The following is a 17,719-nucleotide window of genomic DNA, read 5'->3' as shown; positions in this document are numbered from 1 at the left end:
TATGTAATACTTAATAATAACCAATATGTATTCAAACCGCAAATTAAAACATTTATTAATTTGGTCTATGCTAGCAGGAAATCTAGCTTTAGTGCATGCACAAGATCGAAACATCCAAGGTAAGGTTAGGGACGCCGTTACGGGAGAGGTGCTCAGTAATGTCACAGTCAGTGTAAAAGGGAGTAAACAATCCTTACAAACTAGAGCTGATGGATCATTTATTTTACCGACTCATTCAAATACAGTCTTAATCATCACTTCTACAGGGTATAAATCTCAGGAAGTAAAAGTTGGTCAAGGGGAAACATTGGATATCAAATTAGAATCATCAAATCAACAAATTGATGAAGTTGTTGTGGTGGGTTATGGTACACAGAGCAGAAGAAGTGTAACAGGTTCTATTTCTAAATTGGATAAAGAAGTACTTCAAAATTCGCCTAGATCTAATGTTGCAACTGCACTTCAAGGAAGTATTCCAGGATTACAGGTTGTTAATAAATCTGGTCAACCAGGTGCAGCTCCTATGTTAAAGTTAAGAGGTGGGGCCTCTATCAATAATCCGGGAGCACCGCTAGTTATTGTTGATGGTGTCATTCGGGATCTGAATGATATCAGTTCTGAAAACATTGAGTCGATTGATTTATTGAAAGATGCTTCTGCGACAGCTATTTACGGCGCTAGAGCAAACAATGGAGTGCTCTTGGTGACGACTAAAACAGGGAAGGCAGGCACTTCTAATATATCCTACAAATTTGTCGGAGGCTTTAATCAGCGCCGAGCAGGTTATGAATATATGAATGCGGGTGATTATATCCAGTATACGCGACAAGGCTATTTAAATGCTGGGCGCTCATTGCAATCTGTCAATAGCTCAAGGGGATTGGGTATTTCACCAGATCCTGCTTACAATTTGGCATTTGATATTAAAAAATTCACAGATGAATTGAAGCCCTTATTAAATCAGGGTTGGAAGCTTGTGGATGATCCCTATGGAGGTCAGATCATTTATAAAGATCATGGTGGTGAAGTGGAAGATGCCTTATTTAGGAATACCTATACAAAAGATCATTATGTAAATGTTTCGGGAGGAAATGATAAAGGGAAATATTTCGCAGCATTCGATGCCTATAATGAAGATGGCGTGATCGTTGGCTCGAGTTACAAAAGATACACGGGTGATATCAATGGTTCTTACAAATTGAAACCTAATGTGGAAGTATCTACCAATGTGACACTTTCCACTGCTTCACAATATGGAACACCTTCTTCTGAAACGAATGCAATCTATAGGACATTAGCGATTTGGCCTACCTTTAACCCATGGATTGATGAAGCTAAAACGCTACCAAATCCTGGAGTTTCAGCTAGTGATGGTAATCCGTTATACTGGTTAGGACGTTTGAAACGTAAAAATGAAACGAACCGTATAGTCGCGAATGCTTCTTTAAAATGGGATATATTTCCGGACCTTTATTTTAAAGCAACAGGCAATGCTTATATGAAAGAAGAGTTGAATGAGTCTTTCCAGATGTCTACGCAAACTTATTCCAATATATTTTCAAATCCACAAACGATAGCTAGTAGCTCAAGAGATGCTATTCGCAATTTGAATAGAGACTTTCAAACACAGTTTAATGGTATCTTAAATTATTCGAAAAGTATTGCAGAAAAGCATAATATGTCTGCAATGGTGGGAGCAGAATATTTTAAAGTGAAGACCGATTATATGCAAGTGTATGGAAAAAATGCACCTACTGATGATATCCCTACGGTCAATGCATCTACGGTTTTCGCAGCTGGAAGTAATACCAGTAATGCATCTGAGTACCGAATCATATCTTCAATGGGACGACTTGCATATGATTATGATGGCAGAATATTGATCAATGCTGTATATCGATTAGATGGGACTTCTATATTAGCACAAGGAAATCGTACTGGATTTTTTCCTGGGGCATCCGCAGGATGGAATATGCATCAAGAAGAGTTTTTTAAGAAATCCGTTCTTTCAAAATATATAACCACCTTCAAACCACGGATAAGTTATGGTGAGAATGGAAATATCGCAGGTCTAGGTCGCTACCAAGTACAAGGAGTATATAATGTGCAGACTAGTTATAATGGTCTTGCCGGTTATTTAAATACTTCACCAGTAAATAAGAATCTAGCTTGGGAAACAAGTAAAACAACAGGTGCGGGTTTAGATTTAGGTATACTGAATAATCGTATTACGGTATTGCTAGATTATTATGATCGTCGTACAAGTAATTTGCTAACCAATTTGCTGTTGCCTAGTTACGTCGGGTTTCCAAACATTACAACGAACTTAGGAACTTTACAAAACAAAGGTTTCGAAGTCGCAATACAATCACAGATTTTAAAAAATCCTGATGGATTTAATTTAAATATTGGTGCAAATGCTGCTTTTGTCAAAAATAAAATATTAGAACTTCCATACAATGGTGTTGAAAATAATAGACAGGGCGGTTTACAGGTTTATGATCCAGCTTCAGGTCAGGTTAAATGGGTAGGTGGTTACCAAGAAGGTCAAACATTAGGTGATATCTATGCTTATAAACAAGTTTCCATCTTTAAAGATGATGCAGAAGTAAGTCAGATAGCGGGCAATAGAACGGATCAAATCGCTGGAATTACTGGACCAAATCTACCTGCAGGTAAAAATGGAAGGATAACGCCCGGTGATGTCAATTGGCTTGATGTTGATGGTAATAATATAATCGATTCTCGTGATCAAGTATATATCGGCAATATCAATCCTAAGTGGACTGGTGGTTTCACTACCAATATGAGTTACAAAGGATTCAATATGTTTTCCAATTGGGAATTTGCATTAGGACATACCATTTATAATGATCTTGTAGCGCGTACATTGGGTAATTATCAAGGAACCTTTAATTATTTAGAATTACAAAAACAAGCATGGTCTCCAACGAATACGGAAACAGATATTCCAAAAGTTTATTTTGCAGATCAAGTTGTGGGATCAAAACAGAATTATACACGGGGTAATAATGGCAACCCAAGTTTGAACAGTAATAATTCTAGATTTTATGAGAAAGGAGATTATCTAGCACTTCGTGAAATTACCCTTTCCTATGATCTTCCGAAATGGTTATACTCAAAAACACATATTCTTTCACGCGCTCGAGTTTATGTAAGTGGAAATAACCTCTTTTATATTACTAAATTTTCTGGTCCGACACCTGAGCCACCAGTCGATGGAAACAATGTAGCAACTGGTGTATATGGTGGTACATATCCGACTCCGAGATCGTATGTTTTGGGCGTTCAACTTTCTTTTTAATTGAATTAATTGAAAAACTATCATGAAAAAAATAATATTAACCTATCTTTTTGTAGGAAGCTTAACCTGTTTGGGATTAAATTCATGTACAAATGATCTGGAACTTACGCCAGTGAGTAACTATAGTGATGAAATTTACTGGAAGACTGCAGATCAATTTGATGCATTTGTCGTCGGTTTACATTCTAGATTTAGAACACATGAGCGGAATTTTTTATTTTTAGGTGAAATGCGTGCCGGGCTTTTCGGTAATGATCCAGGGACTACAGCATCTTTCACTGGAGAAGCATCACAAGGTCTGGAACGAATGTGGCAACACAATTTGGATATGGATAATTCTGGAGTAAGCAACTTTGGAGGATTATATGATCAGATCAACCAGCTTAATCTGATGATTAACAAATTGAACAGTACCAATGTATTGACTGAAGGAACAAAAAACTATTATCTGGGTATTGCTCATGGCATGCGTGCATTTTACTATTTCCAATTATATCGGACTTGGGGAGATGTTGTTATTCAGATAGAGGCTATCGATAAGATTGAAGTTTCCAATCTTGCAAAAGCAGCCTCTCCTGCAGCAGAGGTAATGGCGCTGATTAAATCAGATTTGGATCAATCAGTTTCAGCTTTTGGAACAGATTATAGTATTAAGCAAGAACGTTCATTTTGGTCTAAAAGTGCTTCTTTGATGCTCAAAGCAGAGGTTTATTTGTGGTCAGCACATCGTGAGGGTGCCAAATCAGATGCTACTATTGCGAAAAACGCTCTTATAGATGTAAAATCTAATTTACCTTTGGCTTTGCAAACAGACTTCAATAGTGTTAATGATGTGAAAAGTAAAGGAAATAATGAGATGATATTTGTGCTTAGGCATAAACTGAATGAAGCCACCCTTGGATTTATTACTGATTTTGTTCCTAATGCAAATATTCTTGTTAATTTCTCTGATTCCTTGGCTAAACGTCAATTTAGCGTGACGCAGGATAATTATGGAGGTTTATTACGGATTCCAACTCGTATCAGTACTTATCGTAATTATCATGATTTAGACACGCGTAAAAATAGCTCTATTCAGGCTGCATATAGTAAAGATAATGCAGGAAATTATAAAATTGCAGGTTGTTTTCTAAAGAAGTACCAAGGAGAGCAGAATGCAGGGGCCCGAGCTTACACGAATGACTATCCAGTATATCGTTATGCAGATCTTTTATTATTGTTGGCTGAAGCAAAAGTCATTCTAGGAGAAAGCCCAAAAGAAGAAATAAATCTAGTACGTAACCGTGCATTTGGTATTCATTATACGGAAAGTGTGTTTGGTTATCCAAATCAATCCGTTGATAAAGATCCAAATGAAGCGATTTTACAAGAACGTAAATTCGAATTTTTAGGGGAGGGCAAGTATTGGTACGACTTACGCAGGTTTGGCAATCAATACGTGTTTTCACGTACAGGTTTATCGGCACAAGAAGCTTACAAATTGCTTTGGCCGATTGATCGAGCTTCACTGACAAATAACAGAGCTCTTAAACAGACTGTTGGTTATCCTGAATTTTAATAGTCTGCCCATCCCTGATAGGCTATTATTTTAATAAAAAAACATATCCTGCCCCATGTAGTAATTGAAATGGGGTGGGATCATATTTAACTGAAAACATAAGTATATATTTATGATCACTCAAAAAATCGAGGGCTTAATTGCAGCTCCTTTTACGCCATTTAATGAAAATGGAACATTAAACTTAGCACAAATACCCAATTATTATCAATCTTTAAAAAATAATAATGTGAAAGGGGGATTTATCTGTGGCTCAACGGGAGAAGGGGTATCTTTAACCTTTCAAGAAAAGGTTGAGGTGTTAAAAGCCTGGGCTAAACTCACGGTAAAGGATCCAGATTTCATATTGATGGTATTATTAGGAGGTACTAATATTCGGGAGTGTGTTGAATTGGCTAAAATTGCTCAACAGGAGGGTGCTGATGCTGTTTCATTTACATCTCCATATTATTTTAAACCTGCGAATGTAGAACAATTGGCCAAATGTTGCGCTGAAGTTGCAGCAGCGGCACCCCATACTGCTTTTTATTATTATCATATACCTGTATTGACTGGCGGAAATTTTGCAATGCTTGACTTACTAAAAGCAGTAGATGGTAGTATCCCAAATTTTGCAGGTATTAAATATACCCATGAAGATTTTATGGATTTTTTATCGTGTATGAATTTTGCTGGACGTAAATATGATATGTTGTGGGGAAGAGATGAAAATATGCTGTCATCCCTTGTTTTAGGAGCAAAGGGTGCAGTTGGGAGTACTTATAACTACGCAGCACCATTATATTATGAATTGATAGAAGCATTTAATGAAGGTGACTTTGAACGAGCTAACTTGCTACAACAAAAATCTATAGATATGATTACTTTATTGGGGAAATATGGTGGTATATCTGTAGGAAAATCTTACATGAAACAAATTGGAATCGATTGTGGTGTATTTAGGCTTCCTGTCAAAAATATGTCTATTGAACAATATCAAACCTTTGAAAAAGATGTTGCTCAATTGAATTTTCACACATTTTGTTCAAAGTAGTCGTTAACTTCTATCAGAACGGTATCAGTTACAGCCTGCATAATGGGCAGTTCGTGTGAAAAAGTCGATTCCCTTTTATTTATGATAAAAAGGAATCGACTTTACGGTATATTGATATTATTTATTTAGCAGGAATCAGGCTGATTGAACTGATCTCTGGAAGCATGTTTCCTTTGATTTCAAGTGCCTTAAGTTCAACCTTTAAAGCAGTATCACCCAGCGATTGCTGAGAGATTTCGAATGTTCCAATTTCCATATCTACAAACTGATTGCCTTTAGCATCATTAAGTTGGTATGACAATTTGTTGTTTCCAAATGAAAGTGAAATTGTACCTGACTTTTGTTCATTAGGGAGATAATTGACGATTACTTTATAAGTGCCGGGACGTTGTATTTTTATATCCCATATCACTTGGTCACCTTTATTTGACCAATCACCTATTGCATTAGGACGATTGGGATTATGTGTTGTAGCACCGATAAGTTTAATTCCTCCAGCGCCAATTAATTTGGCATTATTTGCCGTCAATACTATTCGACCGTCTTTTTGAGTGCGTATCTGCTGTCTTATAACTTCTGGCAAACCATTAATTTCGGCTACGATCACCAATGGCATTTGACCTTTAAAATTAGTTGGTAATTGAATTGTTTTGCCAGCAGATGTCTTTGTAATTTTTAAAGACTTTTTAGAATTTCCTATTACATATGCTTTACTGATCGCACTTGACAAAGGCACCTCTATGGCTCCATTTTGTGGAATATCAAAAATATGGAAATAAAGCTTTTTACCCTTCTGAGTACAGTATCCCCAGTCAAGACCTTGAAATGGGCTTGCTGTAGTACCGTAGATTGCTTCACTATTAACTTTCATCCATTGTCCAATATCTTGAAGCAATTCCACTGCTTTTTCAGGTATTACACCTTCGCCATCTGGTCCTACGTTAAGTAAAAAGTTTCCACCTTTACTAACAGTTTCAATAAATAAACGCATTGTTTTGTCGAAAGATTTCCAGTTTTGATCGTGTGCACTATATCCATAACTTTCATTCATCGTGTGGCTCACTTCCCAGTCCATACCCGGAAGACCGGTTGGTGGTATATATTTTTCGGGAGTGCCTATATCTCCATTTTTATTTTCTAGGCCATCCCAGAATCTATTGTTAACGATAATTTGTGGTTGCCACTTGATTAAATCTGTCAAGATACGCTTTGTTCCCCAGCTTTCGCCTTCTCTGTTTTTACTACTAAAGTCTAGCCATAAGACATCTAAACCACCATAATTATTAGCAAGCTCTTTGACCTGCCCATATAAATAATCTTTATAGACTTCATGATTGGGCTTATAGCCAGTAGGGTTGGGGTTTAAATAGGAAAGACCTTCGTAAGAGTCCGGATGTTGCCAATCCAATAATGAATAGTAAGCACCTGCTTTTAATCCTTTAGCGCGAAAAGCTTTAACGACTTCTCCATAAAGATCACGTCCTTTAGGTGAAATATTAGTACCTCCTGTGATGTCATTTTTTAATGAATAAGGTTGTTGACTATTAAAAATGGAGAATCCTTCGTGGTGACGTGAGGTTATAATAACATACTTCATACCTGCTTCCTTAGCTAAAGATGCCCACGCATTAGCATCAAATTTTGAAGCTGTGAATTTTGGTTTTAATACTTCAGCATAAGTTTTACTTGGCACTTTGGCCCAAGCTTGTATCCATTCGGCATAGTGTTGTGGATATTGTTTTCCATCCCAACTACCTCCAGCAGCACTGTAGAGCCCCCAATGGATAAATAGGCCAAATCGAGCCTCTCTAAACCATTCCATACGACTATCTTTTGTTTCCTCCCATCCAGATACTCCTTCGTATGGAACAGATTGCGCATTGGTCGATAATACAGCTGTCGATAATAATCCTAAAAGAGCAATTTTCTTAATTATTTTCATTGAGTTTTTATGGTTTATATTGATATTATATATTTACTATAGAATACCCTTTAACTTTTATTCTTTATCAGTTCCAAAGAAAATGAATTATTTTTTATTGGTAAACTTTGGAATATGAATGTTACCATAATTATTTAGAACATATTTTTTTTGTGAATGATGCTAATCATTGCAAGAAATAAATTTAATTGGTGTGCTAAATGTACCAATTTCCATTTCTTTTCGATAGGTTCTCTGATTTTTATTCATAATTTCTTTAACAAACTTATTGAATTTTGTTAAATTTTGATAACCGCTAGCATAACATACCTCTGAAATATTCAGACTCTTATCTTCCAGCAATTTGCAGGCATGTCCTACGCGTGTTTCATTTACAAATTTAGAAAACGATTTTTGGGTGTGTTTTTTGAAAAACCTGCAGAAAGCATTGGTAGTCATGTCTCATAAAACGGAGAGACAATAGCGATATGCCTTTCTTAGGACGTGATCATCATACGGATGCCTATACAATCTGGATGGCAGGAGGGCGGAGTCAAGAAAGGGGTAACCTATGGAGAGACCGATGAAATCGGGTTTATAGGTGTAAGCGGAAGATCATCCGTTCATGATGTACATGCGAAAATGCTTCATTTGCTCGGTTTCGATCATGAAAAATTTACTTATGAATTTCAGGCCCGACCATTCCGTTTAACGGATGTTGAAGGTAACCTGATTAGTGCAGTTGTTTAATAAATAATTGGAATGAAATATATATACAGCAACAGCATGATGCTTTTTATTTTATGGGTTCTACCAAATCAAGCTCAAGTGAATAATAATTTAAAAATAAAGTTTTACTGTACCAATTGGGGTATTTCAGAGTCATGGGACAGCTACTGTGCTCGAGTAAGTCAGGCTGGATACGATGGTTTAGAGACCTGGCTTCCAGCATTAGGAGAAGAACGTACAGCCATGTTTACTGCTTTAAAAACACATAAGCTCTCCTTGGACTTATTAAGTGGAGGAGGAGGTTCTAATTTTGAGCAGTATCTGGCTTCTTTTATAAAAAATGTTGAGGATGCCGCGCAGCAACAACCGGATTATATTAATTGTCATACTGGAAAATAGTATTATACGTTTGAACAAAATAAAGCTCTAATTGATGCAGCAGAAGCCATTTCTAAAAAAACGGGTATCCGTGTTAGACATGAAACACACCGTGGCCGATTTAGCTTTGCTGCACATATTACAAAAAAGTATTTAGAAGAGATTCCACATTTGCGTTTAACATTAAATATATCACATTGGTGTAATGTTCACGTAAAGTGTCATTATGCGCGAATAGATTCAAGTATTGAATTTTTTATATAAATCATTTTTTTCTAAAAATATTACTCTTTATGCCATTTCATCATCAGCTCAGTTTCTCCTGTTTCAGCATCTATCAATTCTGAAACCTTCGCAAATCCCTTTTTTTGATAAAATGCTACACTTGGTCTGTTATTTTTGTAAACTTTAAGTTGAAGATCATCTCGCATTTTTTTGACATGATTTAACAGTAATGTTCCTATCCCTTTACCTTGATGTGTTGGTGAAACAAAAATAGCCGCAACCTCATTCTCTACTAGTGCAATAAAACCTGAAATTTCGGCTTCATGGGCTAATAAGTATATTTCTGATGCGGGTAAATAGTGTGTTCGCATTGCTGTTTTATTTGTTTCCCAATATTCTTTTTTAATAAAGTTATGAGCTTGCTGTGATGCCTCATACCAGATTTCGACAAGCTGATCTAGGTCAGCGTCGCCTGCTTTTCTAATCATTGTATTATTCATAATCGCGTATTTTATTGCGTGTTTATGTTTCAGTATAAGTGTAGGGTATTCCCATTAAACTCTCTCATTCAAAAATAGCACAGTTATGTTGGCTTTTGAATTGTTTCTGTTATTTTTAACCAGTCGACATAGTTTATTACCCCTAATTCAGGAAGTCCTTGCCCCTCTAACATACTGATAAACTCCAAGCTGTTGCCATCAGGATCGTCAAAATAAATCGCGATAGCAGGCATCCATGCAAAAACCATAGGCTCTGCACTGCCGTTGTTTAAAAAGTTGTAAGGCTTTAAATCATTTTTTTCTAGCCATGATACTGCACTGTCACGTATAAACTCCAAATCACATTGAAATGCAAAATGTCTTTTTTGTATAGGTGAAGGTTTTTCCCATAGTCCTAGCATCGCTTTTTTAGCAGGTGTCAACCAGAGAAATGCGATGCGACGGGGATGGTCGATGTGAGCCAATTCCAAATTTAGGATATTGGAATAAAATGCAATTGCTTCTTCCATATTGCTTACTTCAATATGGGTTTCAAATAATCCTTTAATCATATTTTCTTGATTTTGATTTAATCAAAGCTAATAAGAATATGATCATTTGTAGATAGCATATATGCTGTAAAACAGACCTTTTTTACGGTTTTGATCGGTACTCGGTAGGAGTCATACCTCTCAATTTGTAAAAGAGTCGTGAAAAGTGATTGGCTGTGTCAAAGTTGAGCATGAGCGCAATTTGTTTGATATTCATATCTCCATACTTTAGTAAGCGCTCAGCCTCAACCATAAGCTGATTTTGAATTAAACGGAGAGCAGAATATCCAAGTTGATCGTGTACACATTCGCTTAGGTACTTAGGTGATATATGAAGTTTATCAGCATAAAAAGCGACATCTTTAGCTATTTTAATATGCTCTTTTAATAAGGTTCGAAAGCGTTGTGTAATTTGATATTTTCGATTAATGGAAGTATCCGAATTGATTAAACAAATTTCACAGATCCGGTTATATTCGTATATAAGTTGGATAAGATAGAGACGAATCATGTCTATTCCAAATGGTTTATCATGATCGAGTTCTAATTTTATTTTTTTAAACTTATAGTAAAAATCATGAAATTCAGTCCTTTTTAACGGAAACGTTGGCGCATATTCTGGATTTATAAATAAGAGGTCGTTGAGAATATTGGTTTCAAATATACCTGTAGATAGTAGTGTGCTTTCAAAAGTAATGATCTGCGCCGCATAATCGTGACTTGGACGCTGTAAAGAATAGGTAGATAAAGGTGGGATTATAGTAATAGAACTTTTCGTTATTCGAAACGAATGATGATCGATCTGTATTTCACAAAATCCTTTCATTCCTAAAATAAGCACATAACAGTTTGTTCTATGATGCTTTATTGCATAGAATTCTGATGCAGAGCATAATTCTATTTGTACGGTACTATCATTTTTCAATGTGTTAAAGAGTTCTTTTTGAGTCATTATTTACTATTATATCCTTAGTAAAGGTTTTATTTTCCTTTAGTTTATCTATTCCTGGTCTGACTTGTGGCAGATAACAAAAGTACAGCATATCTGCAGTAAATTTTCAGGTATTCTTATGATAAAAAAACAAACCCCTTAAATCAATGACTTAAGAGGTTGTTGTCGATTAGTAACCAGGGTTTTGTTCTAGTTTATTGTTTCCAGCAATAGCTTGGTTAGGAACAGGGAAACGGTTGAGATGTAAGCTACTAGAGGGGGAGTGATCCCACCATTTTTCTGTCGTAAAGGCTTTCCATCTGATGAGGTCAGTTCTTCTACGACCTTCTCCTATAAATTCGATACTCCATTCATCTAGAAAACGATATTTATCTATATTAGCAATTGTGACTGGATTTAAATCGATATTGTCTTTAAAATTTCTTTTTCTGACCTCATTGATCAACGTGACAGCTTTACTTTTATCTCCGATACGAAATTCACATTCGGCTAACATATAATAGATTTCCGCTAATCGGATCACCGGCATATCTGCGCCCCATCGCAATGTATTATTAGCTAGATTTGGAATAGGAACTTTTACTAGACGAATTCCAGTATTTTCTTCGCCTTCGGACATCTTTGATGGAAGTTGAGCCACGGAGCTGTATTTTTTTCCTGGACCGACTTCTGAAAAACGTGCCACCTGATCTACAAAATTCAAAGGCTGTTTATTATATTCTTCACCGCCAAGAATGGCTTTCCCGTCTGGAGATAGATGAGGTCCCACGATGAACATACCTTCATAATTTTCAGTACCTAAATAGTGATAGGGGTTCTTTCGAAAATCTCCGGTAGTGAATGTTTCATAGGGCGATCCTAATTTAAAATCACTGCTGTAAAGTGTACCATCTGGTTTTCTAGAAGGAGTAAGGTGGGCACCATTATTCCCGCCCATATCTTGACTAAAATATTCACGTGTATTGTAATGGTAGAAGTCCGCATAAAACCAATTGTATTCTAACATTTTAAATTCTGAAGGCATAGACCATATGATTTCTGGAGAACTGTTGTTTTTGAAGCCATGAACTCCATTCCAGGTTGGGTCTAATTGATAATCACCATATTCTTTATTGATGAGCGCTTGACTTAATTTTCTACTTTCCTCATACATCGGTTTACCAATATAAGTTTCCGCATTAAAATACAATTGAGCAAGCATCGCCGCTACAGCAGCTTTTCGTATTGCCCCTTCTTCTTTATCACCAGCTTTTTTTGCAGGTAAATTATTCATAGCTGCGGTCAGTAACTTTTCAATATGTAAAAAGAGTTCCTGTTCCGTATTTCGAGGAAGTGACTCTTGATCTAGTGATTCAAAAATAGGCATTCCACCAAAATAGTCCAATCCTCTTAAATAGAAGTAGGAAATTAATGCATCGAGTTGAGCCATATCAGCATTTTGGCGTTCAGCAGTTAAAGCAAATTTTGTATAGTCCAATTTAGAAAGATCATTTTTGGTATCCAAAGCAAGAGCAACTCCCATGAGCGTTCCACGCCATGTTCCCCAGATCCAACCGTCATCTGCGGTCCATTTATGATAATGATATCGTTCATTTTCTCCGCCATTATACCAATGTCTGCCCTTTGTCGTGATCGCAAAGTTGTCAGCAGTATACTCTTGTAGTCTCCAGCGATCTTCTCCCAAGTACCACTTGGCATGTGTAAAAGGTCTAAACAAGGCTGCTTTAATATCTTTTTCACTTTTATAAAATGTTTCAGGAGTAACAGAACTATAAAATTCCTGATCTAATTTGGTACAGCCCTGAAAGATGAGTCCTGCAGATAGTGTTAATATCGATATATATTTTTTCATGATTTTATTTTTAAAAATTAATTTGTAGACCCATCATAAAAGTTCTGGTTTTTGGATAGACATTTCTTTCTTCAAAACCAGGTTCAAGTCCATTGATGTTCACCTCCGGATCCAATCCTGTATAATTTGTAAATACAAATAAGTCCCTTGCAGTAGCATAAATACGAAGTGATTTTATCGGTTTGATTACATTGGTATTGAATGAATATCCAATATTGAGCGCGTCAACCTTTAAGAATGTGCCTTTTTCAAGCCAGTAATCACTCAATTCTTTTTCACCTTTGATATTTTTATGTTTATCGTAGGCTTCTGCCAAGACATTCTGTCCTTTGACATTAGGCAGGCTGTAGTACATATTGATCATATTAAAGACATCATGGCCTATCCAACTCCGCATATAGATACTTGCATCCCAGTTTTTATAAGAGAATTGATTGTTCCAAGATAATTGAAGCGTTGGGATCGCATTGCCGACGAAGGCTTTATCGCCAACAGTTTTACTTCGTTCTCTAACGTCAAATATATTTCCATCTTTGTCGTATAGCTGCCAGTAACCATCATCTGTAAATCCTGCAAATTTCCAGATATAAAATCTTCCTATATCTTCGCCCGGATAAAGTCTCACTGCTGATCCAGGGGAGCCTGGTGCAGGGAAGTCTTTTCGATCAGTAAATGTTTGGCTACCCCACAGGGTATTGAGGGTGCTTTTATTATGAGAAGCCACAATACCGGTACTATACGTAAAGTGCTCCTTGGATACTGCTTTATAATTTAATTCAAATTCGTAACCTGTATTTTGCATGCTTCCAACATTCATGGTTGTTTTATCATGGATTGCTGGTGGCTGGGAGACGCTGATGTCATAAATAAGGTCATCTATTTTACGCTTATAGAAGTCAATTCTTCCGCTCAATTTATTTTCTAGAATTGAAAAATCTAGACCCAGATTATACTCTTTTTTAACTTCCCATTTGATATCAGGATTTTGATTGTGCATGACACCGTATGTTCTAAACCAATTACCATCTTGTAAGAACCAAGTATCAGCACTGTACATTCGGCTCGCTACTTTAGCGTCAAAACCTTCATTTCCGGTTTCACCATATCCTGCCCGTAATTTTAGATCATTGATAAAACTAACATCTCTTAAGAAGGGTTCTTGTGAGATACGCCATCCTGCAGATAGACCAGGAAAGAATCCCCATCTATTTTTGGGAGCAAACTTACTAGAGCCCTCATAACGCGCTGTCGCAGTCAGAATATAGCGATCCAAATAAGAGTAATTGACACGACCAAAAAAAGCAGCTAATTTCACCCAAGGGTTGCGCCATGAACCCATACCTGCTCTACCTTCGACTAAGTAGCTCCCTGTTCCCATATCATTTTCTTTAATGCCATCTACAGGAAAATCAGAGTTATTGGCTGAAAATCCTTGACCATTAAAATCTTGATAACTGTAACCTGCGACCGCATTTACCGCATGATCTGCCCATCGATTATTGTAATTAACCGTCCATTCAAATACCCGGTCATTATATTTGTTATAGTATTGTGAAGCATTTCCATCTACACCATCCTGCCTTGATAATCGATGTTGAGCGGATCGATAATAAGTGCCATGTTCAGAATTGTTTTTCACCCCAATTGTTGCACTTGTGGTTAGATGTTCCGTGAGATTGAGCTTTAACGTGCTATTGGCTAACAGATATTTAAATTGTTTTAAATCTGATCTCAGTTTCACTTCGGCCACTGGATTCCAATAATCATATCCACCTACTAGAACATTAAATCCGCTGACATCATTTACATCGTAAGGAGTTTCTGTTGGATTAAGCACCATTGCCATATTGAAAATATCATTATTGCTTCCAAAGGCTTTTGCTTCATTGTAGCTTACATTAGTGTTTAATTCAGCAAACCCGTCAAAAAACTTAAAGGATGAATTGATACGTCCACCTATTTCTTCCCTTTTAGATGTAATGGCCATACCAGTAGCATCTCTTTTTGTAAAGGTCGTGTACACATTGGCATTTTCAGATCCACCACTGATGTTTACCACTTGTCTATGGCTAAATGGATTGTTATTTGTCACTTCATCGTACCAATCAGTTTTGTGCCCAAGGTCATTCCCAAGGCCATATTCAATAAATTTTTCGGCAGATAGGACTTCAGGTTTTTTGCGCACGGTTTCGATGAAATATTCTGAAGTAAAATTGACTTGTGCTTTTCCTATTTGAGGTCTTTTAGTTGTAATTAAAATAACCCCACCAGAAGCTCTAGTTCCATAAATGGCTGCGGCCGAAGCGTCTCGCAGTACATTAATCGATTCAATGTCTTCCTTAGCAACCGAATTGATATCACCACCAGGTACACCATCAATCACAACCAAAGGCCCCTGAGATGCATTGACTGAATTAACACCTCGTAGTTGCAAGGAAATTCCCGCGTTGGGATCAGTCCCGTTGGTCGAGATGACGCTTAGCCCTGGAACTTTTCCTTGGATAGCAAGTAATGGTGATACCGTACCTGCGACCATGTCTTTGTTTGATGGTGGATACAGCACTTGTAAGTTCTTTTTTATCGATGGTACCATAACCTACTACGACAGCTTCTTCTAAGCTTTGTGCTACCGATATCATTTTGATATTGAGGGTGGTTTCGCCATTATATCGAACCTCTTGTGTTGTAAATCCGATCATATGGATGGAGATGACTTCATTTTTTTTGACATTGTTCAATTTGAAAATACCATTCTGGTCCGAAGCGGTACTTTTTGGAGTACCTTTGACATGAATCGTGGCTCCGGCTAAAGGGTTTCCAGCTTCATCGGTGATACTACCGCTAAGTACTGACTGCAACTCATTACTGTACTGGTTCATAGGCGATGCCATAGATGTGATCGCGTAAAAATTGGTACTAAACAGCAATAATTTGGTAGCTACTTTAAAATTGTTGATTTTAAATTTCATAAGCTAAAATGTTTATAAGAGGTGTTTAAAATTATTGGTGAAGATTATTTCGAGTATAATCCGTTCGATATTGAAGTCAATATGCCGTAGCAATAATAGGAGCTTATTAAGTATATAATAATTATCATAGTTGGTTTGGTTATCATCCTCAAATTGAGAAATTTTTAAACCTTAAACCTTATGGTGAGACATTTTGATATGATTATGAGACGATTTGCTTATGTTTTATCTTTTTAAGTAAAAAAGTATAAATTTATAAGAAAATAAGATTAATCTCACTTTTTGTATTTGATGGTACTAATCTCGTGTGTTAAATATTGTTATTGGATTAAGAACAAGCATTATGGTCTGCTTATTTCAAATTATGATTGCGTAATTTAAAGTTGATTGGAGAAAAATTTAAATTTAGATGTACAACTGGATTGTATTTCTATGTTTAAGGAGTCTACAGAGTAATTTTGTTTATTAAAGGGAAATAGACTTTTAGAAAAATAAAAACTAAGATCATTTAGATCTGATAATGTCTTCACGCCATTTACATTTTTTTTGGTGGATCAATCATACCTTTTTTATTATCCAATAAGAAAGCAAGAGTAGCGCCAGCGATATAACCTATTAAATCTGACCATAGAAATCCTTGTCCAAATATCAGACGGAGTACTGGGTTATTTCTGATAAAGATCAACAAGGGAATTTGTACCAATTGCAAGCATTCAATGAAAAAACAAAAAACAAGCGCTATTGTAATGGAGAATAAATTTGAACGATCATAAAATAGTAACCTACAGAACCAGTAGACCATCACAGCATAAAGTATATCACCCGTTACAGCTGGAATAAAGGTCAATTTTCTAGAAGCTAAGCCTACTATTATTGTCGTTATAGCAAGCAAAAGATATCTTATCTTTTTATTTCTCAGGTTAGTTATCATGAATGATTGCGATTACTTTTTTTTGATATTAACGTCAAGAATTTTTAATTACTATCCTTGTAAACCTCTCTTAGGCTGATCTTAATTGCGAAAGTAGTTAAATATTTCGGAGAAGTGAATAAAGTTGTACAATAGAACTTGAGTAGTGAGAGTAGGAACAATTGTGTACTTTAGCCAATAGCAATACAATTGACTATGGATGATTTTTTGAAACAGGTAAATTCTTATTACCCCCTTTCAGAGCAAACAGCTGATGCTGTTAAAGCTATTTGCAAAATACAATCTTTCAAAAAGAATGATTTAATCTTAAGCGCGGGTGATAGGGCACGATATTATTATTTCATCCGCAAAGGTTTGTTGGGGTATTATACTGTTGATGACGATGGTCATGCTATTTTCAAACTGTTTTTTGAAGAAAATAGCTTTGTTGCTTCTACCTCGGCGATCATTGAAAATAAACCCAGTACCTTTAGTATCGTCGCTTTAGAAGATTGTGAATTAGTGATGTATCCTGCTCAAGCCTTCCGTGAGCTACTGGTCAAACATCATGATTTGGCATTGTTTCAAATTCATTATTTAGAGAAAAATTGGGTTGTGAAGAAGGAACCTTTAGAAATTGGTCTAAAATGGGATACAGCAAAAATCCGTTACATTAAACTCTATGAAAATCAGAAATTATATCAACGACTTAAACAACATCATATTGCTTCCTATTTAGGTATTACACCAACTCAATTAAGCCGTATACGTAAAGAGTTAAATTCCTAATTTCTCAACATATGTAAACGTTTTTCATCTTTTGAACCTAGACCTTTG

General features: G+C 36.2%; 15 protein-coding genes. 6 read left to right on the top strand and 9 right to left on the bottom strand.

The window, feature by feature from the left end; translation table 11 throughout:
- Positions 1 to 25: 25 nt before the first annotated feature.
- The 3 genes from AC06G9_RS13735 (at position 26) to AC06G9_RS13725 (ending at position 5,916) form a co-directional block, all read left to right on the top strand.
- A complete protein-coding gene (locus AC06G9_RS13735; RefSeq protein ID WP_480956503.1) occupies positions 26 to 3,325 on the top strand; it encodes a SusC/RagA family TonB-linked outer membrane protein in 3,300 nt (1,099 codons plus the stop codon).
- A 22-nt stretch (positions 3,326 to 3,347) separates the two neighbouring features.
- Positions 3,348 to 4,883, top strand: a complete 1,536-nt coding sequence (nanU, locus tag AC06G9_RS13730) for a SusD family outer membrane lipoprotein NanU (protein WP_346576023.1) — start codon at positions 3,348 to 3,350, stop codon at positions 4,881 to 4,883.
- 112 nt (positions 4,884 to 4,995) lie between these two features.
- Positions 4,996 to 5,916: a dihydrodipicolinate synthase family protein gene (locus tag AC06G9_RS13725; protein WP_293925097.1), complete on the top strand. Its 921-nt coding sequence runs from the start codon at positions 4,996 to 4,998 to the stop codon at positions 5,914 to 5,916.
- A gap of 121 nt (positions 5,917 to 6,037) precedes the next feature.
- Here the strand turns inward: AC06G9_RS13725 and AC06G9_RS13720 are convergent, their stop codons facing one another.
- Both AC06G9_RS13720 and AC06G9_RS13715 read right to left on the bottom strand, forming a co-directional pair.
- A complete protein-coding gene (locus tag AC06G9_RS13720; RefSeq protein ID WP_480956502.1) occupies positions 6,038 to 7,858 on the bottom strand; it encodes an alpha-L-fucosidase in 1,821 nt (606 codons plus the stop codon).
- Positions 7,859 to 8,020: 162 nt separating this feature from the next.
- A complete protein-coding gene (locus AC06G9_RS13715) occupies positions 8,021 to 8,296 on the bottom strand; it encodes a helix-turn-helix domain-containing protein (protein ID WP_480956501.1) in 276 nt (91 codons plus the stop codon).
- A gap of 60 nt (positions 8,297 to 8,356) precedes the next feature.
- On the opposite strand from AC06G9_RS13715, the gene AC06G9_RS13710 reads away from it, so the two are divergent.
- Together AC06G9_RS13710 and AC06G9_RS13705 are read left to right on the top strand one after the other, a co-directional pair.
- Positions 8,357 to 8,587, top strand: coding sequence for a DUF1501 domain-containing protein (locus tag AC06G9_RS13710; RefSeq protein ID WP_045756054.1), 231 nt, complete (start codon positions 8,357 to 8,359; stop codon positions 8,585 to 8,587).
- A 12-nt stretch (positions 8,588 to 8,599) separates the two neighbouring features.
- The gene (locus tag AC06G9_RS13705) at positions 8,600 to 8,965 is read left to right on the top strand and encodes a hypothetical protein (RefSeq protein WP_480956500.1); all 366 of its coding nucleotides are present in this window, start codon (positions 8,600 to 8,602) and stop codon (positions 8,963 to 8,965) included.
- Positions 8,966 to 9,228: 263 nt separating this feature from the next.
- Here the strand turns inward: AC06G9_RS13705 and AC06G9_RS13700 are convergent, their stop codons facing one another.
- From AC06G9_RS13700 to AC06G9_RS13670, 7 genes are all read right to left on the bottom strand, one after another.
- Entirely contained in the window at positions 9,229 to 9,669 is a 441-nt protein-coding gene (locus tag AC06G9_RS13700; protein WP_480956499.1) for an N-acetyltransferase, read from the bottom strand.
- 83 nt (positions 9,670 to 9,752) lie between these two features.
- Entirely contained in the window at positions 9,753 to 10,220 is a 468-nt protein-coding gene (locus AC06G9_RS13695) for a VOC family protein (protein ID WP_045756053.1), read from the bottom strand.
- Between the two features lie 82 nt (positions 10,221 to 10,302).
- On the bottom strand, positions 10,303 to 11,151 hold the full coding sequence (locus AC06G9_RS13690; protein WP_480956498.1) for a helix-turn-helix domain-containing protein: 849 nt from the start codon (positions 11,149 to 11,151) through the stop codon (positions 10,303 to 10,305).
- 169 nt (positions 11,152 to 11,320) lie between these two features.
- On the bottom strand, positions 11,321 to 13,003 hold the full coding sequence (locus tag AC06G9_RS13685; protein ID WP_480956497.1) for a RagB/SusD family nutrient uptake outer membrane protein: 1,683 nt from the start codon (positions 13,001 to 13,003) through the stop codon (positions 11,321 to 11,323).
- Between the two features lie 10 nt (positions 13,004 to 13,013).
- Positions 13,014 to 15,539, bottom strand: coding sequence for a SusC/RagA family TonB-linked outer membrane protein (locus AC06G9_RS13680; RefSeq protein WP_480956496.1), 2,526 nt, complete (start codon positions 15,537 to 15,539; stop codon positions 13,014 to 13,016).
- Positions 15,457 to 15,972, bottom strand: a complete 516-nt coding sequence (locus AC06G9_RS13675; RefSeq protein ID WP_480956495.1) for a carboxypeptidase-like regulatory domain-containing protein — start codon at positions 15,970 to 15,972, stop codon at positions 15,457 to 15,459. Before AC06G9_RS13675 ends, AC06G9_RS13680 begins: the two co-directional genes overlap by 83 nt.
- Positions 15,973 to 16,507: 535 nt before the next feature.
- Positions 16,508 to 16,903: a ribosomal maturation YjgA family protein gene (locus AC06G9_RS13670; protein ID WP_480956494.1), complete on the bottom strand. Its 396-nt coding sequence runs from the start codon at positions 16,901 to 16,903 to the stop codon at positions 16,508 to 16,510.
- Positions 16,904 to 17,098: 195 nt separating this feature from the next.
- On the opposite strand from AC06G9_RS13670, the gene AC06G9_RS13665 reads away from it, so the two are divergent.
- Positions 17,099 to 17,671 (top strand): Crp/Fnr family transcriptional regulator, encoded by a 573-nt coding sequence (locus AC06G9_RS13665; RefSeq protein ID WP_480956493.1) that lies wholly within the window; start codon positions 17,099 to 17,101, stop codon positions 17,669 to 17,671.
- The last annotated feature ends 48 nt before the right edge of the window (positions 17,672 to 17,719 follow it).

The sequence above is a fragment of the Sphingobacterium sp. MAE genome, from assembly GCF_056711605.1.
This window is presented reverse-complemented; position numbering and strand designations above follow the sequence as displayed.